Here is a 25,208-nt window from a genome sequence, read left to right on the forward strand (position 1 = left end):
CTCTCCGGACTCCGATACGGCGGCCACACGCGGGTCGCACCCGTGATCGGGCGCTACGACGCGTACCTCTCGGCCGAAGTCGCGGGCGGCGGGAAGGACTCGTGGAGCGACCCGGACCTCGTCCTCCGGATCGGTGCCTCGCCGACGTCGAAACGGCTCCGGAAGTACCTCGCCGCGACCGGTGCCGACCAGTACCAGGTCGACCCCGCCGGGCGCTGGCGCGAGGCCGAGTTCGCCGCGACCGACCTCGTCGTCGCCGAGCCGAGCCGGCTCTGCGCCCGCCTCTCGCGGCTCGTCGGAGGCGGCGGCGGCAGCCCCGACTGGCGCGCGCAGTGGGAGGAGGCGGACCGGGTCGCGGAGTCGATCCACAGTCGCGAGGCGGACGCACTTGACGAGGCGACCGCGCTCGGCGACGAGGCCGCGACCGACGACGTCGACGCCGGATTCCACGAGGGAGACGCGCTCCGCGCGGTCGCCGAGGCGCTCCCCGACCCGGCGACGCTGTTCGTCTCGAACTCGATGCCCGTCCGCGACCTCGACCGGTTCGTCGGGCCGACGACCGCGAACGTCACCGCCCTCGGCAACCGCGGCGTCTCCGGCATCGACGGGATCGTCTCCGGCGCGCTCGGCGCGCGCGCCGGCACGACCGACGACGTCACGCTCGTCCTCGGCGACCTCGCGCTGTACCACGACTCGAACGGGCTCCTCGCCGTCGAGCGCTGCGACGCCGACGCCACGGTCGTGACGCTCAACAACGACGGCGGCGGCATCTTCCACAAGCTGCCGATCGAGTCGTTCGAACCCCCGTTCACCGAGTCGTTCAAGACCCCGCACGGGCTCGACTTCGAGCCGCTCGCGGCGCTCCACGGCCTCGAGTACGAGCGGATCGACGCGCGCCCCGACGCGCTCGCGGACCGCGGCGAGAGTCCGACGGAGCGCGCGGACGCGGTCGCGGACGAGGTCGCCGCGGCCGTCTCCCGGGCCCACGAGGAGCCGGGGTCGCACCTGATCGAGGTCGACACGGACGCCGAGGCCAGCCACCGCACGCGCGAGCGACTGGCCGCCGCGGTCGACGCCGCGGTTCACGGCGACGCGAGCGACGAGTAGGGTCAGGACCGGGGCGGCTCCGGCCGCCGGCGGCGGCTGTCGCCGAGCGCGACCCCCGCGTACGCGACGACGGCGAACTGGACCCCGATCCCGAGGCTCGCGCCGAGGGCGAAGGCGGCGGTGGCGAGCAGGCCGCGACTGGGGCCGAGAAACCAGAGGACCGCCGCGGACCCGACGAGGAACGCGCCGGTCGCGCTCGCGCCCGTCGCCAGCGCGGTCGACGTCGCGGAGACGTCCGCGTCGCGCAGTCCGGAGCGGAGCGCGACGCCGAACAGCAGGCCGTATATCAGCAGGAACGCGGCGAACCGGGTGCCCGCGAGGTACACGGGGAACGTCTCGGCCGGCGGGAGCGAGACCGACGATTCGAGCAGGATCGGCGTGAGCCGCCTGATTCCGCTGACCGCGAGCGCGACGACCGCGGCGACCGCCGGGGGGAGGGCTGCCGTGCGCATGCCCGAGTGCCGACGCGGGATTCACTTATAAAATCCGATCCGAGAGGTATCGGCGTCACTGAACGTCGACGACCGCCGCGGCGCTCGCGTCGCGCTCCGTCGCCGTCACCTCGCCGACGACCCGGTAGGTCCCGGACGGCGGGTCCCGCCACGTTCCCCCGTAGTCGACCGCCTCGCCGGGCGCGATGGTCTCGCTGCCGAGCGCCTGCGTGAACAGCTGTCCCGCGCCGTAGCGCCAGACCGGATCGCCCCGCGGTCCGTCGGACGCGGCCGGCTCGCTCTCCGCCGGGTACGCGGTGAACTCCGCGCGCTGGCCCGTGCGGAAGTCGAGCGTCACCGGGTCCGGTCCCTCGTTCTCGATCCGCAGCGAGAGCGTCACGCCGTCGTCGGTCCGGGTCGTCGCGAGCGTCGCGTCGAGCATGGCCCCGTCTGCGACGCCCGCGGGGAAAATACCTCCGCGGGCGAGGCGGGGAGCCACGAGACGCGGTGGGGGACGGGGTCGACTCCCGCGGGACGCGGCGGACGAGCGGTCCGACGACGCCTATAAAACTCGGCTCCCCCTACCGTTCGGCGTGCAGGTCGTCGGCTACGAGACGGACGCCGCGAGCGACTCGCCGGAGTCCGACGGCGGGCAGGTCACCGAGTCCGGCGGGCCGGTCGGCGGCGGGCTCTACGTCGCGAGCGGCGGGAGCGTCGACTACGTCGACGCCGATCCGGGGACCGAGCTCGCCTTCGGGCTCGGGGAGCGCCGCTGCGCGGGGACGGTCCACGAGGGCGAGCACGTCGCCTGCGACGCCGCGGACGCGCCCTACTGCGACGAGCACTCCGGCGTCTGGGTGTGCGCGCGGTGTACCGGGACGTGCCTGAAAGACGAGATGGACTGCCACGAGACCCACGCGATGTACCTCGCGGCGTTCGCGCCGGACGTGCTGAAGGTCGGCGTCACCCGCGAGTGGCGGCTCGGGACCCGTCTCCGCGAGCAGGGGGCCGACCGCGCGGCGCACGTCCGGACGTTCCCGGACGGGCGGATCGCCCGCGAGGTCGAGGCGGAACTGGCCGCCGGAGACGACCTCGTCGACCGCGTCCGCGTCCCGACGAAGCTCGACGGATTCGGGCGCGCGGTCGACGAGGCGGCGTGGGAGGCGCTCCTCGACCGGTTCGACCCGATCGAGCGGTACTCGTTCGACTACGGGCTCGACCTCGGCGAGCGCCCCGTCGCGGAGACGATGGCCGCGGGAACGGTCCGCGGCTGGAAGGGACGAGTGCTGGTGCTCGACCGCGGGGGCTCGACGTACGCGGTCGACGCGCGCGACCTCGTCGGCTACGAGCTGACCGACGCCGTGCCGGAGCGCGAGCTCCAGTCGAGCCTCGGGGCGTTCGGCGGATGACGGGCGGCCTCCTGGCGACGCTGTTCGGCGACCCGTTCGCCGTCATGAACACGGTCGGGCTCGTCGCGTTCGCGCTGGTCGGCGCAAGCAAGGCGGTCCGCGAGGAGTTCGACCTCTTCGGCGTCGCCGTCGTCGGGCTGGCGATGGCGTTCGCCGGCGGCGTCACCCGCGACCTCCTCGTCTCGCGCGTCCCCCTCGCGCTGCGCTCGCCGGTCGAGGTACTCCTCGGGCTGGTCGGCGTCGCGCTCGCGGTCGGGCTGAGCGCGTGGCTCGCCACCCCCGACGAGCACCCGGCGACGGTCGTCGCGGACGCCGTCGGCCTCGCCGCGTTCGCCACCACCGGAGCCATCGTCGCGACGGACGCCGGGGTCTCCGCGTTCGGGGTGGTGACCGTCGCGACGATCAACGCCGTCGGCGGCGGCGCGCTCGCCGACATCCTGCTCGACCGGTCGCCGTTCATCCTCTTCGAGGACTTCTACGCGAGCTGCGCGGTGCTGGGCGGCGTCGCGTACTGGGCGGCCGGCGCGGTCGGCGCGCCCGCGGGCCTGGCCGCTGCGGCCTGCGCGGCGGTGACGGTCGGGCTCCGGCTCGTCGCCGTCGCCCGCGGCTGGCGGCTCCCGACCGCGAAGCGGTTCGGCGACCGCTTCGCCGACTGACACCGGAGACGGGTCCGACCGTTCAGCGACCCAGCCCCTCGACGGCGACGGCGCGGCGGACGCCGAGGTACGCGGCCCCGGCGATGACGGCGTACGCGACCACGAGGACGCCCGTGGGCGCGTCGGCGCTGTCGATCGCGAGCCGGGCCACCGCGTTCGCGGGGCCGCCGGCCATCGCCGTCGCGCCGCCGAACAGCACGAGGACCGCGACTGAGTAGAGCAGCTGGGCCGCCCGCCGGTCGGGCGCGACCGCCGAGATACCGACCGCGACGGCGACGACGAGCGTCGTCAGCGCGGTCATCAGCGCGAGGATCGGGCCGACGTTCGCGACCGACGTGCCGTTCGCCTCAAGGAGGAGGAGCCATATCAGGGCCTGTCCGGGCGCGATCCCGATCGCCGCGACCGCCTTGCCGTCGACGATCTCCGGCAGCGTCACCGGCGCGACGCGGAGCAGCTCCATGGTCCCTTGGTCTATCTCCTCGGTGATCGAGTCGACGACGAGCGACCCCGAGATGAACACCGGGAGGAAGACGAGGAGCGGGATCAACACGGTGTAGGTGAACGTGAAGTACGGGCTGGTCTCGCTCCGCTCGGGCAGCGGCAGCGGCGACTCCTCGAGGAACTGGGCGCGGGCGTCGCGCTCGTTCAGCTCGTAGGTCCGCAAGAGTTCGCGCAGCTGCACCACGATCACGGTCGTCTCCACGGTGGCGTCGGGCGCGGTGACGACCGCCGACACCCGGCCCGACTCCCCGCGAGTCGTGACCACCACCGCGTCGGCCGCGTTCCGCTCGAAGGCGCTCCGCGCCGCGTTCGCGTCGGGGTACGCCGCGACCGACGCGCCCGAGACCTCGCTCGCGGCTCGCTCCAAGTCGTCGACCGCGTCGCCCGCGGCCGCGACCTCGATCTGCGCGCCGTCGAGCGCGCCCGGGTCGTACATCGAGACGAGCCCGACGACGAGGAACGACGAGAACATCGCGATGAACAGCTGGATCCCGATCGCCAGCAGGATCGTCTTCTCGGCGCGCAGCCCCGCGAGCTCCCGCCCGGCGATCGTCAGGCGGCTATCCAAGGCTCACCACCCCCACGTTGTAGGCGGCGTGCCCCAGCGTCGCCAGCGTCAGCGCCAGCGCGTAGGCGGTCCGCCCGCGGCTCGCGCCGACGCTCGCGACCCCCGTGGTGACCGCGTGGAGGACCAGCGGCGCGAAGAACAGCGCCGCCAGCGCGACCGGCGGCAGTCCGGAGAGCCCGGCCACGTCGGCGAAGGCGGCCCGCCCGAGGAAGAGGTCGGTGAGCCCGACCGCCTGGACGACCGCGGTGGCCTTCTCCGCGAGGAAGAACCCCGTCCCCGAGGCGACGCCGACCGCGAGCGCGAGGCGGAGCCCGCGGTCGCCGTCACCGGTCGCGGCCCCGCCGGTCCGCTCGAAGACGCCGCGCTCGAAGCCGGCGTAGAGGCCGACGCTCTTGGCGACCTCCTCGACGAAGGCGATGGTCACGAGCAACACCGGGACCGACACGGTGACCGGCAGCGCGAACAGCACCGCGACGGCGAGCAGCTCCGCGACGAACACGAAGGGGATCGTACAGGCGGTGAGGAACGCGACGGCTCCGAGCGCGCGGAGCCGCCCGCGGTCGAGGAGCGCGCCGCCGGCCGGGACCGGAGAGAGCCGCACCGCGAGCGCGTCGAGGAACTTCCGGGTCACCGGCTTCTGGGAGAACATGTCCTCCTCGCGGTAGACACCGAGCCCGAGGCCGAACAGCAGCGCCGCGCCGACCGCCATCGGCGCGGTCGAGAAGAGCACCTCGCCGGCCGAGACGGCCTCGCCCTGAAGGTCGAAGACGACGAGCGTCAGCGGCGAGACGAGCGCGACGGGGGTCACGTTCGTGAAGATGGCGGGCACGAACGCGTACGTCGTCAGCAGGACGCTCACGCCCACCGTGACGAAGGTGAGCTCCTTGAACGACCGCGCGAACATCGCGCCGACGAACGTCGCGCCGAGGAACGTCGCGGCGACCGGTGCCACCGCGACCACCGACAGCGCCCCGCCGCCGACCGCGAGCGCGATGAGCGTCGTGACGACCGCCGCGGCCGCGGCGTACGGCAGCGTCTTGCCGGCGACGATCTCCGCCGGCGACAGCGGCGTGACGAGCAGCGGCTCCCCTCGCCGGTTCGTCCGCTCGTCGAGGACGGAGGAGCCGTACGCCTGGATCAGGAAGTTCATCGGCACGAGGAAGACGAAGGCGAGGAGCAGCGAGGTGAACGGGAACGGCGGCGTGATAGCGCCCGGCGAGCCGACCGTGTCGGCACCGAAGGCCGCGCCGCCGACGGATGGCACCGCGAAGCCGCCGTCGTCGTCGGTCCCGCCGTCGCCGCCGACAGAGCCGATTCCGTCGGCCGTGCCGCCGTCGGTCCCGCCGTCGGCGGTCGACCCGTCCGCGTCGCTCGCTTGGCTGTCGTCGCCGGCCGATCCGCCCGAGTCGCCCGTCCGGCCGCCGTCGCCGCCGAGCGTCGCGCCCTCGTCGAACCCGGTCGTTCGACCGACGTACCGGAGCGTGACGGTGACCGGGAACGCGGCGGTCCGGTTCGGTTCGGCGCGCATCAGGCGCTCGTTGTGCGCCTCGACCGCCTCGCGGACCGACGCGGCCGCGGCCTCGCCCTTCTGCGTGTCGGTCGCGCGGACGACGACCGACTCGACGTCGGCGGAGTCGATCGCTCCCCCACCCCCCGAACCGGGTCGCACGACCGTCACGACGACCGCGTCGGCGGAGTCGCCGAGCGACGCCCGACCGGCGGAGACCGGGCGCAGCGACGGCTCCGCCTCGATCGCGTCCGCGTACGGCGAGTCGGGGTCGACGCCGACGCGGTAGACGTCGCGGTCGACGTCGAGGCCGGCCACGCCGGTCGCCACGCCGACGCCGACGACGCCCCCGGCGACGAGGAGCAGGGCGACCCCCGCGGCGAGGGTCTTCCGGTCGACGCCGCCGGACGCCCGCGCCGACTCCCACTTGGCGACGCGGAGCACTCGACGGGCGGCGACGGCGAGCCGCCGGCCGAGTCGGCGCAGCCGATCGGTCACTCGGTCGCCTCCGTCGCCGCCGCGGTCGCGGTCTCGTCCCCGTCGCGGGCGGAATCGCTCCCTTCCCCGCCGCCGATGTCGCCGGTGTACCGCCCGGGCATCGGCCGGCCGACGATGTCGAGGAACACATCCTCTAGGCTCGGCTCGCGGCTCCGGATGTCGACGACCTCGCCGCCGGCGTCGGCGACGGCCTCGCGGACCGCCGCGACGGCGTCCATATCCGGGACCGTCGTCCGGTAGCGGTCGCCGACCTCCGCAGTCGCCGCGTCGAGGTCGGCGAGGGCGGGCGTCGCGGTCGGCTCGACGTCGGTGAACACGCGGTAGGTCGTCTCGCCGTGTCGCTCGCGGATCCCGTCGACGCTCCCGCGGGCGACGATCCGGCCCTCGTTCATCACCACGACGCGGTCGCAGACGGACTCGACGTGGTAGAGGTTGTGCGCCGAGAAGACGACCGTCTTCCCGGTCTCGCGGAGCTCGCGGGTAAACGCCAGTACGGAGTTCGTCGTCACCGGGTCGAGCCCGGAGGCGGGCTCGTCGTACACCAGCACGTCCGGGTCGTTGACCAGCGAGCGCGCGATGGCGACCTTGCGCTTCATGCCCTTCGAGACGTCGCCCAGGCGGCGCTCGCGGTGGTCGAGTTCGAGCCGGTCGAGCGCGGCCTCGATCCGCTCGTCGGCGACCTCCCGGGGCACGTCGTAGAGGTCGGCGAAGAAGCGGAGGTACGACAGCGCGGTCATCTCCTCGTACAGCGGCGACTCCTCCGGCAGGAACCCGAGATGTCGGCGCATCTCGGGGTCCGAGGCGTCGAAGCCGGCGACGGTCACCTCGCCGTCGGTCGGCTCGACGAGGCCGGCGATCACCTTGAGCGTCGTCGTCTTCCCGGCCCCGTTCGGGCCGACGATCCCGAACACCTCGCCGTCGTCGACGGCGAAGTCGCTGTCGACCACGGCCGCGAAGTCGCCGTAGGTCTTCCGCAGCCCCGACACCTCGATCATGCCTGCGCTTCCGGCGGCGCGTGGGTTAAACCCACGCCCGCGGTTATCGGCCCCGAGAACGCGGCGGAGACGCGGGACGGCGGACCGAAGGGACGCTGTGACGGCGGTCGGCCGAGCCCCCGAGTCCGCCCGGCCGCGCGTCACTCGGTGTACGGCTTCTCGATGCTGCCGTCGCCGCTGATGTACGCGTTCATCCGGCGCGTCACCCCGTCGAACAGCGTGATGAGCGGCGAGAGGACGCGCTCGACGAGCCGGACCGGCGACGCGATCCGCAGCGACCACGTCTCCGCGTTGCCGAGGCCGAACGCCTTCGGGACGATCTCGCCGAAGACGAGCACGAGGAAGCTCGTACAGAGGGTCGTCACCACGATCGCGGTCCCGGAGGGCAGGTAGCTCGCGATCAGGACGGTCACGATGCTCGAGATGGCGATGTTGACGACGTTGTTCCCGACCAGCAGCGTCACCAGAAGCCGGTGGGGGTCGTCGTGGAGTTCCTTCAGGACGGCCCCCCGCGGGTCGTCCGTGGCCGCCTGTCGCTCGAACCACTCGGCGGGTAGGGAGAAGATAGCGGTCTCAGAGCTGGAGAAGAACGCGCTGAACCCCAGCAACACGGTCACCGCCGCCGCGCCGGCCACGCCGAGTGCGACTCCGACCATGCTCCGTCTGGAGACAGAACGACAAAGAGAGTGTCGGAGGAACCCGGCGAGTGCGTCGGATCGGCGTCACTCTCCGGTCGGTAGCGGATGCGGCCGGTGAATCGGGCCGGCGAGAGAACCCGGTCGGTTCGCGTTACTCCTCTTCTTCCTCTTCCTCGACCGGTCCTCGTCCTCGTTCCCAGACGGCGTCCGCGGAGGTGTCGTTCGGTGCGGTGTGCGAGACGTCTTTCATGGTATCGCGATCGCGTGCCATATTGACAGCCGGTAGCGCGGAGCCCCGTATTAACCCTTCGTGGAAAGGGATAATGAGACCTGATACCATATAAGGTATTAATATCTACCGGCGGGAATCCGTCTCGACCGGTGGACGAACTGCCAATTGTCCGCGTCTCGACCGCCTCGAACCGTACGAACGTGTGGATGTCACCCGCGAACCGCAGCGATGAGGGTCGCCGGCGTCGGACGCCGGGTGTGGACACCACAGCCGAACGCGACGCCCGAACCGCGGTGGTCCGCGAGGGGACGACGCTCGCGGTCGGCCGCGACGTCGACGCCCCGCCGGAGCGGACGGCGAGAGCGCTCCGCGACACGCGGCGGTGGCCCGACTGGAGCCCCTCCGTTCGCGGCGTCGAGAGCACCGACCGGTACGTCGAGACCGGGACGACTGGACGCGTCCGGGTCGCGTGTCGTTGGGTCCCCTTCCGCGTGACGGCCGCGACGCGGCTCCGCTGGGAGTGGCGGGTCGCGGGGGTGCCGGCCACGGGCCACCGCGTCGACCGCTACCCGAGAGATCCGGATCGGTGTCGAGCGGTGATCGAGGTCCCGCTTATCGCGGCCCCGTACGCCCCCGTCTGCCGGCTGGCGCTCGACCGGTTCGCGGCGCTCGTCGAAGGCGAGGGGTGAGTCGGGCGACGAGACCTGCCGAGCCTGCCGAGTCCGCCGGGCGCGCGTCGTCGCCCGGCCGACTCACTCCTCGCGGCCCTCCTCGAACGGGTCGATGACCGCGCTGCCCGGCTCCGCCTCGTCGCTGGTGAACCCCGGCCCCTCCGTCGCGAGTTCGAAGACGAGCCCGTCGGGGTCCGAGAAGTAGACGCTCTTGAAGTATGTCCGGTCTTTCACCTCGGAGACCCGGACGTCGCGGCTCTCGAGGTGCGCTTTCCACTCGCGGAGTGCGGCCTCGTCCGCGACGCCGAACGCGAAGTGGTGGCTCGCCCCCGGCCCGGGCGTCCCCTGCGAGTCGGGGTACTCGAAGTAGGTGACGGTGGTCCCGGGCTCGCCCTCCGGGGTCGACGAGAAGTAGTAGTGCGGCGTGCCCGGGTCGTCGTAGTTCTGCGTCCGCTTGACCGTGTGCCAGCCGAGCACGTCCTCGTAGAACGACCGGGTCTCGTCCATGTCGGTACAGACGTTCGTGACGTGGTGGAGTCCCGTCGTCGGCGGCGCGTCAGTCATGGTCCGTGTGACCACTCGTCGGGAGGGCAGTTAGTCGTACTGGCGACTCGGGGGCCGCCGCGTCGGTGACTCGAAGAGGAGCGCGTCGATCGTGGAACGGTTCGGCCGCGGCACGGTTCGGCCACGGAACGGTTCGGTCGGGTCATTCGAGGATCCGGACGGTCAACCGGTTCGGCCGCCGCTCAGAACAGGCCGACGCCGACCGCGTACGGCCACGCGGTCCCGCCGACGGCGAGCAGCGCCAGCGCGGCACCGGCACCGTAGACGTTCTTTAAGAAGCCCGTCATCTCGTTCTGCTTCTCCTCGGGGTCGTCCATCGACCAGAAGTCGTGCATCGTCACGGCGGAGACGAGGAGGAAGAACGCGAGCGAGCCCGCGGCGAGGACCGGGAACGCGCCCGCGGCGACGGCGAGGCCCCCGAGGGCGAGGACGGCCCCGGAGGCGATCACCGAGAACCGGGGCGCGGGGAGGCCCTTGAACTCGCCGTAGCCGGCCATCGTTTCGAGGTCGGCGAAGTGGTTGAGCCCCATGAACGCGAGCGTCGCGCCGAACAGGATCCGGCCGAGCAGGGAGAGTTCGCCCGCGAGGGGGGTGTCGAACTGGAGCGGTAGCGTCGCGAAGTCAGCTAACATCGTGTAACCTGCTGTACGGACGTAACCTATTTATCGCTTCCCGGACAATACGGTTAGTAGGTAACACCGATGTCATCTCAGGACCTCACCGACTCGGAACCGGTGGACACGGCGGAGACGGCGGCCGACACGGCGAGCGAGGCGACGACGCCCGACACGCCCTGCCCGGTCGTCGACTCGCTCGAACAGATCGGTTCGCGGTGGCGGCTCGTCGTCCTCCACGAGCTGTTGAACGGCGAGTCGCGGTTCAACGAACTCAAGCGCGAGACCGACGCGAACGCTCGCACGCTCTCGCGCGTGCTCGACGACCTCCAAGAGACCGGCTTCGTCGACCGGCGGTTAGAGGAGGACTCGCCGGTGGCGACGTACTACAGCCTGACCGCTAAGGGCGAGTCGCTCGCCCCCGTCTTCGAGGAGATCGACTCGTGGGCCCACGAGTGGCTCGCCGAGTGCGACGCGTAAGAGCGCGTCAGCGCGATCGTTTCTCGTTCGTAGATCGCGGACTACGACGCGACGGCGGACACTCCCAAAGTCCCGGCCGCTCGGTACGACGTGTCTGGTGTCTCTGCGGCGGACACTTCCAAAGCCCCAGCCGCGAGGACTCGCGCACCTCGTTGCGCTCCTCGCTCGTTCGCTCCGCTCACTCGCTGCGGTGCTTACGTCGGTGTNNCCTCCCCAGCCTCGTCGGTCGCCGTCGCTTCGCTCGGCGACCGACTCCCTCGCGCGTGCTCCTCGCGGCCGCCTTCGGCGGCCACTCGGAGGCACGCGCCGCCGCCTCGGGGTATAACATAGCGTCGGCGAGTCACGCGGCCGCTGCGCCGTCTTTCACACGTACCGGCGTGCGAACGCGTACAGGTCCGGGATCACGTACGCCACCCCGCCCACCGCGAGAGCGATCACGAGCGGGATCCCCCACGGGCTGTACCCGTCGAGCCGTATCGACCATCGCAACAGCCCGGCGGCCTCGACGAGCGGCTGTACGAGGTACACGCTCCCACCGACCGCGGCGGCCGCCGGCGCGTGGACCGCCGAGATCCGGTACCCGTACGCGCTGCCGGCGATGAGGGCGACACCGAGGGCCATCGCCAAGACGGCGTAGATAAATTCGCCGAACCCGCCGAGCGGACCCGCTCCGTAGAGCCCGAATTCGTACACTTGTCCGTCCGCGAACACGTAGTACTGGCCTCCCTCTTCGGGAGCCTCCTCGACTTCGACGCCGGTGTCCCCCGGAGCGAGGTCGAACCCCGAGGGAGCCGGTTCCGGGATCGAGACGCTGCCGTCGTCGGATTCCGCGGCCACCGTGAAGAAGCGCTGTCCCCGCTCGGGGAGCTCCTCGTACTCGAAGGCGAACCCCTCGCAGCCGGCGAACGCGACGCTGACGCCTCCGGAGTCGGCGTCGTCGGTCGGGAAGAAACACGCGAGTTCGCCGCCGTCCCTGACGAAGTTCCACGTCCCCGACCGGAACTCGGACGGGAGTTCGTCGACGGCGACCTCGTCGCGATCGCCGCCGGCGTCGACGACGTCCCGCGCCGGCCCGGAGAGGTCCGCATAGCGGTTGACTTCGCTGTCCGTTCGATCCACCGAGTACGTAACCGGGGCCGGGTCGGTCGCGCCCGCGGCGCCCCCGATGACGAGCCCCGCTCCGACGACGAACAGACAGAGGGCCGCGAGGAGTTCCGGCGACGGGCGATCCATTACCCGCTCCGATTCCCCGGCTGCGTATGTGTCTTTTGTAACTGTGGTTCAGTGACGACACTCCCAGCGCGGGCGAAAGGCGCTCCGCCGGCGAAACGCACACCCCTCTCCGGCCCGTACGACGCCCCGTGTACGCCGGACTGAAGAACACCCCCTGTTGCCTGTGCGGCCGGGACGACACCCACACCCGGATCGCGGTGCCGCCGCGGGCGCTCCGGCTCATGGAGAACGGCGACCCCATCGCGTGGCGCGACGTGGTCGGCACGGTCACGCTCCGCTTCTGCGCCGACGACTGGGACCTCGTGAGCGACCTCGCCATCGAGATGGACGCGCACCCGCTCTCGCGGTGTAACGCGGCCCACGTCTCCCTGGACCTCCGCGAGGACCACGAGGCGCTGCTGTCGGCGACGAAGGCCGAGACGGACCAGACGGAACTGGAGGCGCGTCTGGCGGGCGAGGCCGAGGCGACCCTCGACGCGGTCGACGACCCCTACACCGAGGAGCGCGACGTGGTGGAGGCGGTCGTCGTGTTGCGCGCGCTGGAGGAGCTCGGCGTTCGAGAGCGACCCGGCGACGCCGCCGCGCCGACGGGGGACGACTGAGACGGCCGGGACCGGCGCTCGCTCACCACCGGACCTCGAACCCGTCTTCGCCCTCCGGCTCGCCGTACTCGGCGTCCACGTCGTCCACCTTGGCGGCCCGGCTCCCGGTCTCGCACCATTCGACCATGTCGCGGACGTCACCCTCGGGGCCCTCGAAGACGGCCTCGACCCGCCCGTCGTCGAGGTTCCGGACCCAGCCGTCGACATCCCTCTCGCGGGCGGTGTCGCGGGTCGTCGCCCGGTAGTAGACGCCCTGAACGCGACCCGAGACGAACACGTGCGCGCGAACGCGGTCGGTCATCGGTCGGTGGTGCGGCGCGCTGCCTGTTAAACCGCCCGCCCGCAACCGACGCCTACTAACTCCCGCGCGCCGAGGTGGGCGACATGGACCTGTTCGGAACCGCCGGCATCCGCGGCGGCGTCGAGGACCGCGTCACGCCGTCGCTCGCGCTCGCCGTGGGGCGAGCCGTCGGCGCGGCGATCCGGGACCGAGCCGACGAGTCGAGCCCCGACCCAACCGCCGTCCTCGCCCGCGACGGGCGAGTGACCGGCCCGGCGCTCGCGGCCGCGACGGAGGCCGGTCTCTCCGCCGGCGGCGTCGCCGTCCGACGGGCCGGCCAGCTTCCCACGCCGGCGCTGGCGCACGCCTCGCAGGGGCGCTACGGCGTGATGCTCACGGCCTCGCACAACCCCCCGACCGACAACGGGATCAAGCTGTTCCGCGACGGCGTCGAGTTCGACCGCGAGCTGGAGCGCGCCGTCGAGTCGCGGGTCGCCGACGAGGCGTCGGTCGCCCCGTGGGACGAGTGGACCGCGGCGACCCGAGTCGACCCGCTCGGCGACTACCTTGACCACGTGCGCGAGTACGCCGCGGGCTTCGGCGCGGCCCTCGACGGCCTCCGGGTCGCCGTCGACTGCGGCAACGGGATGAGCGCGCCCGCGACCCCGACCGTCCTTCGCGAGCTCGGGGCCGACGTCGTCACGCTCAACGGCAACGTCGACGGCCACTTCCCGGGCCGCGGGAGCAAGCCAACGCCGGAGACGCTCGCCGACCTGCGCGCGTTCGTCGCCGACGCCAACGAGGGCGTCGAGAACCCGGGGCGACCGGCGGACGAGGAGGCGACAGACGGCGGCGACGGCGAGGCGGGCGAGGCCGACGGGTTCGCGTTCGGGATCGGCCACGACGGCGACGCCGACCGGATCGTGATCGTCGACGCCGACGGCGAGGTCGTCCACGAGGACACGGTCCTCGCGGTCCTCGCGGAGCGGTACACCCGCGCGAGCGACGCCGCGGATCCGGTCGTCGTGACGACGCCGAACGCCTCCGGCCGGATCGACGAGCGCGTCCGCGACGCCGGCGGCCGGGTCGAGCGCGTGCGGCTCGGGGCGCTCCATGAGGGGATCGCCGCGGTGCGCGCCGAGAGCGCCGCCGACACCCGCGTCGTCTTCGCGGCCGAGCCGTGGAAGCACATCCACGTCGCCTCCGGCGGGTGGATCGACGGCGTCGCCTCCGCCGCGGTGATCGCCCGCCTCGTCGCCGACGAGGGGCTGGCGGCGCTGCGAGCGCCGGTCACGGAGCGCCCGTACCGGAAGGTGAGCGTCGACTGCCCCGACGACGCGAAGGAGCCGGCGATGGACCGGTTGGAGACGGCGCTGCCGGAGGCGTTCCCCGACGCCGCGGTCGACACCGACCACGGCGTCAGGCTGGAGTTCGACGACGCCTCGTGGACGCTGGTGCGGCCGTCCGGAACCGAGCCGTACGTCCGGGTGTACGCCGAGAGCGACGACGTGGACGAGCTCGTCGCCGAGGTCGAAGGCGTGGTTGAGGCCGCGGTCGCGGCGGCGTAGGCGGTGTCGGCGGCGTGAGCCGGGGACGCCCCGGTGTCGCGACACCGGCCGGGAACGCCTCCGGCGCTGCGACGTCGATCGCCCAGTATTCTCCGACCGTTTACGACCGTGTGAAATTCGGATTCGTGGATCAGAAACCCGTGAGACGGCGGTCTTTGCCCGGTATTCGGTCGCATTATTCCACGAACGTGCTACCCTCTCGGCGTGGGAACGACGAATTTATGCCGCGTTCCGACGGGGTTACGAGTGAGATGGCATCCGACTTCGACCGACGGCGGTTCATCAAGGCGGCAAGCGCAGCGGGCCTCGTCGGCCTCGCGGGGTGTAGCGGCGGGCCGAGCGACGGCGAGAACAGCTCAGACGGGTCCGACGGTTCGGACGGCTCCGACGGCTCTGACGGCTCCGACGGATCCGACGGCGAGAGCGGCCCGGCCGCGAACATCGGCATGGTGTACGCGACCGGCGGTCTCGGCGACGGGTCGTTCAACGACCAGGCCCAGCAGGGAGCGTTACAGGCCGAAGAGGAGCTCGGTATCTCGTTCCGGGAGTCGCAGCCCGACGAGGTGTCGCAGTTCAGCACGTTCCAACAGCAGTTCGCGGAGTCGAGCGACCCGAACTACGACCTGGTGTGCTGTATCGGCTTCCTTCAGGCGGACTCGCTGACGGACACGGCGTCGTCGTACCCGGACCAAGACTTCATGATCGTCGACTCGGCCGTCGACGCCGACAACGTCGCGAGCTACGTCTTCCAAGAGCACGAGGGCTCGTACCTCGCCGGACTGATGGCGAGTCTGCTCACGACGCGCTCGTTCTCGGTCGGCGCGGGCTCGACAACCGGCGACTCGACGAACGTCGGCTTCGTGGGCGGCGTCGAGTCCGACCTGATCCAGAAGTTCCAGGCGGGCTTCGAGTCGGGCGTCTCCGCCGGCAGCGACGACATCGACGTCAGCGTCAACTACACCGGGAGCTTCAACGACCCGGCCGCGGGCCGCGAGGCGGCGAACGCGATGTACAACAGCGGGGCTGACATCGTCTACCACGCCGCGGGCAACACCGGAACCGGCGTCTTCCAGGCCGCACAGGAGCAGGGGCGGTTCGCGATCGGCGTCGACCGCGACCAGTCCGTCACCCGTCCCGACTACGCCGACGTCATCCTCGCGAGCATGGTCAAGCGGGTCGACACCGCCGTGTACAACGCGATCGACGCGACCGTCGACGACGAGTTCCCCGGCGGGTCGAACGTCGCCCTCGGCCTCGACAGCGACGGTGTCGAACTCGTCTTCGGGGACCAGCTCGGCTCCGAGATTCCCCAGGAGATCCTGGACGAGGTCGCGACCGCACGCGAGGACATCATCGCCGGCGACACCGACGTCCCCTCCGAACCCTAGCCGGTTCCTCGTCCGAGGCCGCCGCTTTTTGTCTCGCGCGTCAGAGGCGAGCGACCGCTCGGCGTCGGGCGCTGACGGCGCCGTATCCAAACATATTCAGCCCCCCTCGAACCAGTGAGAACCAGACCAATGGCCTCAGCCGTCCACCTCGACGGGATCACGAAGCGGTTTCCCGGCGTCGTGGCGAACGATGACGTCGACCTCGAAGTCGAGCGCGGCACCGTTCACGCCCTCTTAGGCGAGAACGGGGCCGGCAAGACGACGCTGATGAACGTCCTCTACGGTCTCTACGAACCCACGTCGGGGGAGGTCCGGCTCGACGGCGAACCGCAGGCGTTCCGCTCGCCCCGGGACGCGATCGACGCCGGGATCGGCATGATCCACCAGCACTTCATGCTCGTGGACCCGATGACCGTCACGGAGAACATCACGCTCGGCAACGAGCCCCGAAAGTGGGGCGGGCTCGCGGTCGACCGGGCCGGCGCGCGCGAGGCCGTCGTCGAACTCGCCGACCGCTACGGGTTCGACGTCGACCCGGACGCGAGGATCGAAGACGTCTCCGTCGGCGAGCAACAGCGCGTCGAGATCCTGAAAGCGCTGTACCGCGGGGCGGACGTCCTGATCCTCGACGAGCCGACCGCCGTCCTGACGCCCCAAGAGGTCGACGAGCTGTTCGACGTGCTCGACGAGCTCACCGCGCAGGGGAAGACGATCATCTTCATCACGCACAAGCTCGGCGAGGCGATGCGCGCGGCCGACGACATCACCGTCCTCCGCGACGGCGAGAAGGTCGGCGCGGTCGACGCGAACGCGACCAGCCAGGAGGAGCTCGCGGAGCTGATGGTCGGCCGCGAGGTGCTCTTGGACGTCGACCACGGCGCGGCGGACGCGGGCGACGTCGTCGCCGCGGTGTCGGACGTGGTCGTCGAGGACGACCGGGACGTCCGCGCGGTCGACGGCGTCTCCTTCGAGGTCCGGGCCGGCGAGGTGTTCGGTATCGCGGGCGTGGACGGCAACGGCCAGTCCGAACTCGTCGAGGCGGTGACCGGGCTCCAAGAGGTCGACGCGGGCGAGATACGCTTCCGCGGCGAGGACGTCACGTCCACCTCGCGTCGCGAGCGGATCGACTCGGGGATGGCGTACATCCCCGAGGACCGGCAGGAGCGCGGGCTGGTGATGGAGTTCGACCTCGTCGAGAACGGCCTGTTGGGCAGCCAACACGGGCGGGAGTTCGCGCCCAACGGGCGGATCGACTGGGGTGACACGCGCGCTCACGCCGACGCGATAATCGACGAGTACGACGTGCGCCCGCCGAACGCGGACGCCGAGGCACACTCGCTGTCCGGCGGCAACCAGCAGAAGTTCATCGTGGGACGGGAGTTCGAGCGGGACCCCGAACTGGTCGTCGCCTCGCACCCGACGCGGGGCGTCGACGTCGGGTCGATCGAGTTCATCCACGAGCGCCTGTTGGAGCTCCGGCAGCAGGGCGTGGCGATCCTCCTCGTCTCTTCAAAGCTGGAGGAGGTACAGGGGCTCTCGGACCGCCTCGCGGTCGTCTACGAGGGAGAGTTCATCGACGTCGTCGACCCCGACGAGACGACCGAAGAGGAGCTCGGCCTGCTGATGGCCGGGGAGCGTCCGGGGGACGGCGACGGTGGCGGTGGCGGCTTCGAGACGGCGAGCGAGGCCGAACCGGCCCCGTCGACGAACGCCGACGCCGCGGACGGTGAGGAGGCGTGAGCCCCGCCGACCGCGCGCGGAAGGCGCTCTCTCGGCTCGTCGAGGCGTCCGCGACCGAGCGGATCCTCATCAGCTCCGCGGCGCTCGTCCTCTCCGTCCTCATCGGCGCGGTACTGGTGCTCGTGGCCGGCCGGATGACGAGCTGTACCGCCGGCGAGGCGGTGTACTACTTCGGCACCGGCTTCTGTTACGACCCCGTCGTCGTCTTCGATCGGCTGTTCCTCGGCGCGCTCGGCGACCCGCTGAGCGGCGGGTGGTCGCCGAACGGTCAGTTCGCGATCACGCTCAGAGAGACGACGCTGCTGCTCTTCACCGGCCTCTCGGTCGCGCTGGCGTTCCGCGCCGGGATCTTCAACATCGGAACGCAGGGCCAGATGGTCGTCGGCGCGCTGGCGACCGCCCTCGGCGTCCTCTGGGCGTCGGCGTTCGTCTCCGGGCTCGTCGGGACCGTCGTGTTGATCCCGTTCGGACTCCTCGTCGGCAGCGTGTTCGGCGGCCTCTACGGCGCGATTCCGGGCGTGTTGAAGGCGTACGCGGACGCCAACGAGGTGATCACGACGATCATGCTCAACTTCGTCGCCACGGGCGTCGCGCTGTACCTGGTCAGCGGAGTGTTCAAAGACCCCAACAGCGCCGCGAACCAGACCGTGCCGCTCCCGGAGTTCGCGCAGTTCCCCTCCCTGTTCTTCGGCGCGCGACAGGACTTCTCGATCGTCGCGCTCGGTTTCGGCCTCGTCGCCATCGCCGCGCTGTACTACGTCCTCGAACACACCGCCTTCGGCTACGACGTGCGCACGAGCGGCGTCCAGCCCGAGGCGGCGGAGTACGGCGGCGTCGACTCCAAGCGCACTATCGTCGCGAGCCTAGCGCTCTCCGGCGCGCTCGCGGGCATCGCGGGTGCGATGTACGTGATGATGATACTCGGCACGTTCCAGACGGGGATCCCGGACTACGGCTTCGACGGGATCACGGTCTCGATCCTCGCCGGCAACAACCCGCTCGGGGTCGGCGTCGCCGCGCTCCTGTTCGGCGTCTTGAAGAGCGGGACCACGGTCGTCCAGTTCGCGACCGACGTGCCGCCCCAGCTCGTCGGCGTCCTCCGCGGGCTCATCATCCTGTTCGTGGCCATGCCGGAGTTCTTCCGGCTACTCGCCAAGGGGCTGCCGGGACAGTGGTCGGAGTCGGAGGCGGTCGCGACCGACGGCGGCGTCGCCGTCGACCAGGGGGGTGAGACCGATGAGTGACGCCGCGGGAGACGGCGAGGGCGGCTTCGTCGAGCGGTACTCCACCCGCGCGCTCTTCGCCGGGACGACGGTCGCGGCCGTCGTCGCGCTGCTCGTCGCCGGCCTACTGTTCCCGGACTCGCTCGCCGGGACGCTCGCGGCCGTCCTCACGAGCGAGAACACGCTAGCGGCGGCGCTGCGGCTCTCCGTTCCCATCGCGTTCGCCGCCCTCGGCGGCATATTCGCGGAGAAGTCGGGCGTGATCAACATCGGGCTGGAGGGGCTGTTGATCATCTCGGCGTTCGGCGCGGTCTACGTCACCGAAGTCACCGGCGGCGTCTGGGTCGGCTTCGTCGCCGGCGTGGTCGCGAGCACGCTGCTCGCGGCGCTTTTCGCCGTCGTGACGATCAAGTTCCGGGCGGACCAGATTATCGCGGGGCTCGCCGTCTGGCTCATCGCGCTCGGACTCGCCCCGTTCGCCTCGCAGGTGATCTACAACAGCCCGAACACCCCAACCGTCCAGACGATGGGGTCCATCGCGGTCCCGGTGCTCGAAGACCTGCCGTTCTTCGGCGCGCTCTTCTCGGCGTCGCCGACCGTCTACCTGCTGTTCCTCGCCGTCTTCTGCTCGTGGTACGTCTTCGAGCGGACGGCGTTCGGCCGGTGGATCCGCGCCAGCGGCGAGAATCCGAAGGCGCTCGACACCGCCGGCGTGAGCGTCACGCACGTCCGGTACGCGGCCGTGATCATCTCGGGAGTGCTCGCGGGGATGGGCGGCGCGGCGCTGTCGCTCGACCTCGGCCAGTTCACCGGGAACGGGCCGACGATGGTCAACGGGAAGGGGTTCATCGCCATCGTGGCGTACCTGTTCGGGAACTACAACCCGGTCGGAGCGTTCCTCTCGACGATGCTGTTCGCGGGGCTCGACGCGGTACAGACCGTCCTCCAGCTACAGGGGATCGGCGTCCCCCGTCAGCTCATCCGGATCACCCCGTTCGTCGTGGTGATCATCGTGCTCGCGCTGGTCGGGCGGACGCAGCTCCCGGAGGCGGCCGGCGACCACTACGAGACCGAGGAGTGATCCGGGACGCCGCCGTTCGCGTCGGTACTCGCGGGCGTCGCCCCGTCGGATCAGTCCGCGGCGCCGGGGCCGTCGGTCGGCGACGGCAGCCGTAGGTCGGCGAAGGCGTCGCCGTCGCCGACGCCGGTCACCAGCTTGACCTCGTCCGTGATCGGGACGCCGACGCAGGACAGGCGGGCGTTCGCCTCGCGGATCTGCTCGTCCGAGAGGATCGACTGCCCCGGCATCGCCACGTCGCCCTCGACGACGACGACGGCGCAGTTCGAGCAAGCCCCGCCGCGGCAGGCGTACGGCCACGAGCGACCGCCGCGCTCCGCCGCTTCGAGGATCGACTCGTTCGGCTCGACGAGGAAGCGCCCGTACTCCGGGAGCCCGAGGTCCGCGTCGGCAGCCTTCTCGAAGAGGTCCTCGTCGTCCATCGACCAGCCCCGCTCGGCGACGACGCTCCAGTCGAGGTGGTAGACAGTCGAGGGCGAGCCGGTCCGGACCGGTTCGACCGACCCCTCCGCGTACCGCCGGACGACGTCGGCCGCCTCGTCGACCGAGTCGTCGGCGAGCGCGTCGAACCAGTCGCGGACCGTCGCCGGCGCGAGGTTCGACTCCGCGGCGACCGCCTCGATATCGACCCCTTCGAGCCGGGCAACGGTCGAGACGAGCCCGGGCGAGTCGAGCGCCGCGATGGTCTCGTCGATCCACTCCTCCGACCGGTCGTACCACGAGGCGAGCTCACCGGTCCCGATTCCCCTGTCGTACGCGATGGCGACCATCAGCGCCGCGGTCGCCTCCGCCGACCGGACCTCCGGGAGCCACGCCCGGAGGCGGTCGGCGTCGATCTCCTCCAGTTGGCCCATACCCGCGTTCTCTCCCGCGAGACCGTTAAACGTCGAGCCTGAACAGTTAGGCCGGGCTTTCCGTGTCGCTGCGGATCACCGCTCGCGGCCGGGTCGCGAAATCCGTCCCATCGAACCCGACCGAAACGGGAGCAAAGAGTTTTGCCGGGCGCACGACACGGTCCGGTAATGGATATCGACGAGTACGACGTCGTCGTGGCGGGGGCCGGAACCGCCGGCTGTTACGCCGCCGCGACGATCGCGAACGAGGGGCTCGACGTCGTCATCGTCGAGCGGAAGGACGCTGAGGAGGCCGGCCACATCGCCTGCGGTGACGCCCTGAAGGGGGCCGACGCCTTCCCGGAGGCGATCCCGAAGGACCGGCTCGAACCCGCGTTCACTAACACCGGCGTCGACCACGGTCGCTTCGAGATCCCCCAAGAGGACACGGTCTTAGAGATCCCGGTCCCCGGCGAGCTCGCCGTCATCGACCGCTGGGAGTACGGCCGCCAGATCATCGCCGGAGCAGAGGACGCGGGCGTCGACTTCCACTACGACACCGTCATCAACGACGTGATGCAGGACGGGACGGGGCGCGTCACCGGGATCCACGCGGTGCGAGAGGGGGACCCGCGGACGTACGAGGCGGACGTCGTGATCGACGGGGCGGGGTCGCTCTCGCTGCTCCAGGACAAGGCGGACTTCGAGGGGACGACCTTCGACACGAACGTCCGGTACTCGCAGTTCTGCTCGGCGTACCGCGAGATCGTCGACGTCCCGGAGCCGGTCGAGTGGGACGACGCGCTGGTGTTCAAGGCGACCGACCGCGCGGCGGGCTACCTCTGGTACTTCCCGCGGACCGCGACCGAGATCAACGCCGGGTTGGGGTTCCAGATGACGGAGGAGCCGATGCAGCTCATCGAGTCGCTGAAGCGGGACCTCCGGGACCGCCCCGAGTTCGAGGGCGCGGAGGTGCGCGACAAGCTCGGCGGCGCGCTGCCCACCCGACGCCCCTACGACTCGGCGGTCGCGCCGGGGTACATGGCGGTCGGCGACGCCGCCGGGCACGTGAATCCGACGACCGGCGGCGGTATCGCCGGCGCGGCGTACGCGGGCAAGTACGCCGGCGAGCAGGCGGTGAAGGCGATCTCGGACGGCGACCTCAGCGAGGAGAACCTCTGGCGGTACAACGCCCGCGTGATGGACCACTTCGGCGGCCGGTATGCCGGCCTCGACGTGTACAACGTCCTCGCGACCGCGGTCGACGTCGACAACCTGATGGGCCTGCTCGCGTCGCTGCCGGGCGAGAAGCTGGCGGAGGCGCTGTACGAGGGGTCGACCTCGATGTCCTTCGGGCTGAAGCTGAAGGCCGCGGTCAAGAGCTTCGGCTACTGGGGGACGATCCGGAACTTCTACCAGACGAAGTCGCTGGCGGACGAGCTGATCGGCCACTACGACGAGTACCCGACGAGCCCCGCCGCGATGGCGAACTGGACCCGCAAGCGCGACGCGATCATGGACCGCGTGTACGAGACGACCGGCGCGGACGCGAAGTACTGACGCCGTGAGCGGGTACCGGCTCACCACCGTCGAGACCGTCCGCGAACGCGGTTCGTGGGCGTTCACGGCCCGCGAGGGGGACGCGGACCGCGAGGTGTTCCTCGTCCCGTGCGCGGACGAGCCGGACGGGGAAGCGACGGATCCGGACCGGCCCGTCCGCGCGTGGGTCAACCGCTGTACCCACGAGGACCAGCGGCTCCACCGCGAGGGCGTCGGCGCGGTCACCCGCGGCGGGTCGGTCGTCTGCCCGAAGCACGGCTCGGCGTTCGACGCCTGCGAGGGCTCCTGCGACAACGGCGAGGCGGCGGGGACGACGCTCCGCTCGGTGGACGTCGAGGTGCGCGACGGCGCGGTGTTCCTGACCGACGACGACCTCAGTTACCTCCGCGAGGGGCTGTCGGACGAGGACGACGGCGGCGACGAGGGCCCGTCGTCGAGCTCCCACCTGACGTTCTGACCGGCCGCGCGCCGGGTGGGCCGCGCGCCGGCCTCCGCTCTCGTTCGTCAACTTCCGTCCGACACCCGACACGCTAGATCCGCAGCCGTCGGGCTGTCCGTGTTCGGTCGGACCCGTCGAAACTCTACAGATCGGCTCTGTTGAACACTTAGAACGTGATACATTCCGATCCGATTGTGGTCGATACAGGCCGCGGGCCTATCGCTCGGCGACTTCTAAGACGAGCGCACTCGCGACGATCGTCGCACCGAGGATGGCACCGGCCGCTGTGACGGAGACTCGGTACCCGACGGCGCTCGCACCCACGGCGAGTGCGATCAGCCAGAAGCCAATCTGGATTGCGATCACGCGGGTCGAGTGATCGACGATCTCGGAGGGCATCGCTAGTAGTTCCGTCTGAAGGCGCGAACCCCTTTCGATTTTTTAAATCACGAGCCGAGATCCGCTACGGCCGCGTCTCCGCGACCCGCCGGATAGCGCCGGCGATCACGTCGATGCCGACCGAGAGGTCGTCCTCGACGACGTCGAAGTCGGTCGTGTGGTGGCCGCCCGGGTGGTCGGTGCCGACGCCGAGGTAGCAGGCGAGCCCGCCCTGCTCTTGGACGTAGTTCATCAGGTACGTGGCGTCCTCGGAGCCGCCGAGGTCGTCGCTGTCGACGATGTTCGTGACGCCCGCGACGTCGCCCGCGGACTCGCGGACGAGGCCGGCGAGCGCCTCGTCGCTCGTCGCGCTGGGCGCTTCGCCGAGCGTGGACACGTCGACCTCGCAGTCGTGCATCTCCGCCGCCGAGTCGAGGATCCGGTCGGCGTGGTCGGACATGTACTCCGCGAGCTCCGTGGTCTGCCCGCGGAGCTCGCCCTCGATGTGCGACTCCTCCGGGATGATGTTCGTCGCGGTGCCGCCGCCGACGAGCCCGGCGTTCACGCGCGTCGGGCCGTCGGCGTGCCGCGGGATCGCGTAGAGGTTCTGGACCGCGGCCGCCATCGCCTGGACCGTGTTCCGGCCCTGCTCGGGGCGCGCGCCGGCGTGCGCGGGCTCGCCGGTGAACTCCGCGAGGAAGTGCCGCACCGCGAGGAATCCCTCGACGCCGCAGACGACCTCGCCCGACGGGTGGTCGAGGCCGACGTGGACCGCGTAGAGGTAGTCGACGTCGTCGAGGTGCCCAGATTCGGCCATCGGCTTCCCGCCGGCCACCTGCTCTTCGCCCGGCTGGAAGAACACCTTCAGCGTGCCGGCGAAGTCGGAGTCGAGGACGGCGTCGAGCGCGCCGAGCCCCATCGTCGCGTGGGCGTCGTGGCCGCAGGCGTGCATGAACCCCTCGTGTTCGGAGCGGAACCCCTCCGCGGCCGGGACGTGCTCGCCCGACTCCGACTCCGTGATCGGGAGCGCGTCGATGTCGACCCGCAGGCCGACCACGGGGCCGTCGCCGCGCTCGACGACCGCGACGCAGCCGGTGTAGCCGCCCGAGAGTTCGTCGAGTATCTCCGGGTCGGCACCGGCCTCGCGCGCCTGATCTTCCCACTCCGCCAGCTCCTCGTCGTCGGGGACGTTCAGGCGTTCGTCCGTCGCCAGCGCGTCGGGCCCGACGTGGAGTTCGGTCAGGTCGCGCTCGCGGAGGGCCGCCACGATGCGGGCGGTGGTGTAGAACTCGCGCCACGCGGGCTCGGGGTGGCGGTGAAGGTCGCGGCGGAACGCGCGGTACTCGTCGTCTTCGAGGACGCTCATACCCGTGGGTGGCCCGGCGACCGCTTAAACCATCGCCTGTCGGAGAGCGAGGCGGGCCGCTTCGAGGCCGACCGCAACCGGTTCACTCGTCGGCCGATCCCATGCGCTCCGAGTAGTCCCACGTGTGGAGCCGCTCCGGCTCGATCCGGATCTCGACCTCCTCGCGTTCGGGCCGGAGGAGCCGGTCGGCGGTCGAGTTGTCGGTGCCGCCGAGGTACTGCTCCAAGAGCGACCGGAGGAGGGACTTCTCCTCGTCGGGGCGGACCGTCGCCCGACCGCGGCCGCGGACCCCTTTGTACGGCGGGTCGTTCGTCGACACGTCGAAGGAGACGCTGTTGTCGTGCTCGACGAACTCGACGAGGTCCGCGTTCGCGCTCGTCGCACAGCGGATCGCGCCGGGCGGGTGCGCCGAGCCGTCTCCGCCACCGTGGGCGGTCTCCGCGTTCGGGTCCCACGCGAACCACAGCGAGACGATCCACGGGTGGTCGCTCGGCGTCCGGCAGCCGAGGCGGACCGGCACGCGCGCTGCGCCGAGGAACTCGTCGACTCGGTGCCGGTCCCAAGGCCCGGTCGGGTCCATACCGATCGGTCGGTCGCTGTCCGCCTAACAGTTGCGACGGCCCCGACTCGACCGAGGCCGGCGACCGGA

The 25,208-nt window shown here is 71.2% G+C and carries 27 protein-coding genes; 13 read left to right on the forward strand and 14 right to left on the reverse strand.

Annotated elements, in window-relative coordinates; genetic code table 11:
• On the forward strand, positions 1-1,107 hold a 1,107-nt coding region (locus C464_RS09980; protein ID WP_006113570.1), incomplete at its 5' end, for a thiamine pyrophosphate-dependent enzyme.
• Positions 1,108-1,109: 2 nt separating this feature from the next.
• On the opposite strand, the gene C464_RS09985 is transcribed toward C464_RS09980, so the two are convergent.
• Positions 1,110-1,559 carry a hypothetical protein gene (locus tag C464_RS09985; RefSeq protein WP_006113571.1) on the reverse strand — a complete coding sequence of 150 codons (450 nt, stop codon included), beginning with the start codon at positions 1,557-1,559 and terminating at the stop codon, positions 1,110-1,112.
• Positions 1,560-1,614: 55 nt separating this feature from the next.
• A complete protein-coding gene (locus tag C464_RS09990) occupies positions 1,615-1,980 on the reverse strand; it encodes a BsuPI-related putative proteinase inhibitor (protein ID WP_006113572.1) in 366 nt (121 codons plus the stop codon).
• A gap of 151 nt (positions 1,981-2,131) precedes the next feature.
• On the opposite strand from C464_RS09990, the gene C464_RS09995 reads away from it, so the two are divergent.
• Positions 2,132-2,947: a DUF2797 domain-containing protein gene (locus C464_RS09995; RefSeq protein ID WP_006113573.1), complete on the forward strand. Its 816-nt coding sequence runs from the start codon at positions 2,132-2,134 to the stop codon at positions 2,945-2,947.
• On the forward strand, positions 2,944-3,603 hold the full coding sequence (locus tag C464_RS10000) for a trimeric intracellular cation channel family protein (protein WP_006113574.1): 660 nt from the start codon (positions 2,944-2,946) through the stop codon (positions 3,601-3,603). The genes C464_RS09995 and C464_RS10000 overlap by 4 nt, the downstream gene beginning before the upstream one ends.
• Positions 3,604-3,625: 22 nt before the next feature.
• On the opposite strand, the gene C464_RS10005 is transcribed toward C464_RS10000, so the two are convergent.
• From C464_RS10005 to C464_RS10020, 4 genes are all read right to left on the reverse strand, one after another.
• Positions 3,626-4,672 carry an ABC transporter permease gene (locus C464_RS10005; protein WP_006113575.1) on the reverse strand — a complete coding sequence of 349 codons (1,047 nt, stop codon included), beginning with the start codon at positions 4,670-4,672 and terminating at the stop codon, positions 3,626-3,628.
• Positions 4,665-6,677 carry an ABC transporter permease family protein gene (locus tag C464_RS10010; protein WP_006113576.1) on the reverse strand — a complete coding sequence of 671 codons (2,013 nt, stop codon included), beginning with the start codon at positions 6,675-6,677 and terminating at the stop codon, positions 4,665-4,667. The genes C464_RS10005 and C464_RS10010 overlap by 8 nt, the downstream gene beginning before the upstream one ends.
• A complete protein-coding gene (locus tag C464_RS10015; RefSeq protein WP_006113577.1) occupies positions 6,674-7,672 on the reverse strand; it encodes an ABC transporter ATP-binding protein in 999 nt (332 codons plus the stop codon). The genes C464_RS10010 and C464_RS10015 overlap by 4 nt, the downstream gene beginning before the upstream one ends.
• 140 nt (positions 7,673-7,812) lie before the next feature.
• Positions 7,813-8,328, reverse strand: a complete 516-nt coding sequence (locus C464_RS10020; RefSeq protein WP_006113578.1) for a CNNM domain-containing protein — start codon at positions 8,326-8,328, stop codon at positions 7,813-7,815.
• A 471-nt stretch (positions 8,329-8,799) separates the two neighbouring features.
• On the opposite strand from C464_RS10020, the gene C464_RS10025 reads away from it, so the two are divergent.
• The gene (locus C464_RS10025) at positions 8,800-9,231 is read left to right on the forward strand and encodes an SRPBCC family protein (protein ID WP_006113579.1); all 432 of its coding nucleotides are present in this window, start codon (positions 8,800-8,802) and stop codon (positions 9,229-9,231) included.
• Between the two features lie 63 nt (positions 9,232-9,294).
• Here C464_RS10025 and C464_RS10030 read toward each other — a convergent pair whose 3' ends face one another.
• Both C464_RS10030 and C464_RS10035 read right to left on the reverse strand, forming a co-directional pair.
• The gene (locus tag C464_RS10030; protein WP_006113580.1) at positions 9,295-9,777 is read right to left on the reverse strand and encodes a VOC family protein; all 483 of its coding nucleotides are present in this window, start codon (positions 9,775-9,777) and stop codon (positions 9,295-9,297) included.
• Between the two features lie 182 nt (positions 9,778-9,959).
• A complete protein-coding gene (locus C464_RS10035) occupies positions 9,960-10,409 on the reverse strand; it encodes a DoxX family protein (protein ID WP_006113581.1) in 450 nt (149 codons plus the stop codon).
• Between the two features lie 69 nt (positions 10,410-10,478).
• On the opposite strand from C464_RS10035, the gene C464_RS10040 reads away from it, so the two are divergent.
• Positions 10,479-10,871, forward strand: a complete 393-nt coding sequence (locus C464_RS10040) for a winged helix-turn-helix transcriptional regulator (protein WP_049911051.1) — start codon at positions 10,479-10,481, stop codon at positions 10,869-10,871.
• 363 nt (positions 10,872-11,234) lie between these two features.
• Here C464_RS10040 and C464_RS10045 read toward each other — a convergent pair whose 3' ends face one another.
• Positions 11,235-12,104: a hypothetical protein gene (locus tag C464_RS10045; RefSeq protein ID WP_006113583.1), complete on the reverse strand. Its 870-nt coding sequence runs from the start codon at positions 12,102-12,104 to the stop codon at positions 11,235-11,237.
• A 128-nt stretch (positions 12,105-12,232) separates the two neighbouring features.
• Here C464_RS10045 and C464_RS10050 point away from each other — a divergent pair, with 128 nt between their 5' ends.
• Complete coding sequence (locus tag C464_RS10050) at positions 12,233-12,706, forward strand: hypothetical protein (RefSeq protein WP_006113584.1); 474 nt, start codon at positions 12,233-12,235, stop codon at positions 12,704-12,706.
• A gap of 22 nt (positions 12,707-12,728) precedes the next feature.
• Here C464_RS10050 and C464_RS10055 read toward each other — a convergent pair whose 3' ends face one another.
• Positions 12,729-13,007 (reverse strand): acylphosphatase, encoded by a 279-nt coding sequence (locus tag C464_RS10055; RefSeq protein ID WP_006113585.1) that lies wholly within the window; start codon positions 13,005-13,007, stop codon positions 12,729-12,731.
• 83 nt (positions 13,008-13,090) lie between these two features.
• On the opposite strand from C464_RS10055, the gene C464_RS10060 reads away from it, so the two are divergent.
• The 5 genes from C464_RS10060 to C464_RS10080 all read left to right on the forward strand — a co-directional run bounded on the left by C464_RS10060 (position 13,091) and on the right by C464_RS10080 (position 19,986).
• A complete protein-coding gene (locus C464_RS10060; RefSeq protein ID WP_006113586.1) occupies positions 13,091-14,554 on the forward strand; it encodes a phosphohexomutase domain-containing protein in 1,464 nt (487 codons plus the stop codon).
• A gap of 251 nt (positions 14,555-14,805) precedes the next feature.
• Positions 14,806-15,942 carry a BMP family lipoprotein gene (locus tag C464_RS10065; RefSeq protein WP_006113587.1) on the forward strand — a complete coding sequence of 379 codons (1,137 nt, stop codon included), beginning with the start codon at positions 14,806-14,808 and terminating at the stop codon, positions 15,940-15,942.
• 129 nt (positions 15,943-16,071) lie between these two features.
• A complete protein-coding gene (locus C464_RS10070) occupies positions 16,072-17,682 on the forward strand; it encodes an ABC transporter ATP-binding protein (protein ID WP_006113589.1) in 1,611 nt (536 codons plus the stop codon).
• Positions 17,679-18,926: an ABC transporter permease gene (locus C464_RS10075; protein ID WP_006113590.1), complete on the forward strand. Its 1,248-nt coding sequence runs from the start codon at positions 17,679-17,681 to the stop codon at positions 18,924-18,926. The genes C464_RS10070 and C464_RS10075 overlap by 4 nt, the downstream gene beginning before the upstream one ends.
• Positions 18,919-19,986: an ABC transporter permease gene (locus C464_RS10080; RefSeq protein ID WP_006113591.1), complete on the forward strand. Its 1,068-nt coding sequence runs from the start codon at positions 18,919-18,921 to the stop codon at positions 19,984-19,986. The genes C464_RS10075 and C464_RS10080 overlap by 8 nt, the downstream gene beginning before the upstream one ends.
• A 50-nt stretch (positions 19,987-20,036) precedes the next feature.
• Here the strand turns inward: C464_RS10080 and fer are convergent, their stop codons facing one another.
• Positions 20,037-20,837, reverse strand: coding sequence for a ferredoxin Fer (gene fer / locus C464_RS19865; RefSeq protein WP_006113592.1), 801 nt, complete (start codon positions 20,835-20,837; stop codon positions 20,037-20,039).
• Positions 20,838-21,005: 168 nt separating this feature from the next.
• On the opposite strand from fer, the gene C464_RS10090 reads away from it, so the two are divergent.
• Positions 21,006-22,376 (forward strand): geranylgeranyl reductase family protein, encoded by a 1,371-nt coding sequence (locus tag C464_RS10090; protein WP_006113593.1) that lies wholly within the window; start codon positions 21,006-21,008, stop codon positions 22,374-22,376.
• 4 nt (positions 22,377-22,380) lie between these two features.
• Positions 22,381-22,833, forward strand: coding sequence for a Rieske (2Fe-2S) protein (locus C464_RS10095; protein ID WP_006113594.1), 453 nt, complete (start codon positions 22,381-22,383; stop codon positions 22,831-22,833).
• A gap of 198 nt (positions 22,834-23,031) precedes the next feature.
• On the opposite strand, the gene C464_RS10100 is transcribed toward C464_RS10095, so the two are convergent.
• From C464_RS10100 to C464_RS10110, 3 genes are all read right to left on the reverse strand, one after another.
• On the reverse strand, positions 23,032-23,214 hold the full coding sequence (locus C464_RS10100) for a hypothetical protein (protein WP_006113595.1): 183 nt from the start codon (positions 23,212-23,214) through the stop codon (positions 23,032-23,034).
• Positions 23,215-23,278: 64 nt separating this feature from the next.
• Positions 23,279-24,559 carry an amidohydrolase gene (locus tag C464_RS10105; protein WP_006113596.1) on the reverse strand — a complete coding sequence of 427 codons (1,281 nt, stop codon included), beginning with the start codon at positions 24,557-24,559 and terminating at the stop codon, positions 23,279-23,281.
• A gap of 82 nt (positions 24,560-24,641) precedes the next feature.
• Positions 24,642-25,139, reverse strand: coding sequence for a hypothetical protein (locus tag C464_RS10110; protein ID WP_006113597.1), 498 nt, complete (start codon positions 25,137-25,139; stop codon positions 24,642-24,644).
• Positions 25,140-25,208 lie beyond the last annotated feature (69 nt).

The organism is Halorubrum coriense DSM 10284 (assembly GCF_000337035.1).
GTDB lineage: Archaea > Halobacteriota > Halobacteria > Halobacteriales > Haloferacaceae > Halorubrum > Halorubrum coriense.